This is a genomic window from Vibrio sp. 378 (assembly GCF_033339435.1).
The window spans coordinates 1-585 of record NZ_JAWOUO010000869.1 but is presented as its reverse complement, the minus strand read 5'-3'; the positions used below and the strand labels follow the sequence as shown (position 1 = coordinate 585).

The window sequence follows — 585 nt, the reverse complement described above, 5'->3', positions numbered from 1 at the left end:
CTGTTTAACGTGTTCACCATGCTCGGCCAAACCATTTCTTTGCAGATGGGTTTGGGTATGGCAATGATGAACGACCCTGTGAATGGTCTGTCGGTGGCGATTCTAGGCCGTATCTTTTTGATTTTTTCGACCTTACTCTTTTTGTCACTAGAAGGGCACTTACTGGTGATCGATATTGTTATCCAAAGTTTTGTGGTGTGGCCTGTTGGCTCAGGCATCACGGCCCTATCACTGCAAGGCGTGATCAATGTGTTTGGTTGGATGTTTGCGGCTTCTCTCGCACTTGCGCTGCCTGCCATCGTGTCAATGCTGTTGGCGAACATCAGCTTTGGTGTGATGAACCGCGCCGCACCGTCTCTGAACGTTTATGCGCTAGGTTTTCCGATGACCATGCTACTTGGCCTGTTTAGTGTTTTGATTTCTGTTTCCGGTGTCCCGGGCCGCTACACCGCGCTAGTGCATGAGACGATCCGACACTTAAACAACTTTATGTTGGGGGGCGTATGAGCGATCAGTCGTCACAAGACAAAACCGAAAAGGCCTCCCCCCAGAAAGTCAAAAAAGCCCGCCAGGAAGGTCAAATTC

At 49.9% G+C, this 585-nt stretch carries 1 protein-coding gene; it reads left to right on the top strand.

Annotation, left to right across the window (positions count from 1 at the left end):
* On the top strand, positions 1-507 hold a 507-nt coding region (locus R7Q48_RS29315), incomplete at its 5' end, for a flagellar biosynthetic protein FliR (protein WP_318133877.1).
* Positions 508-585: the final 78 nt, after the last annotated feature.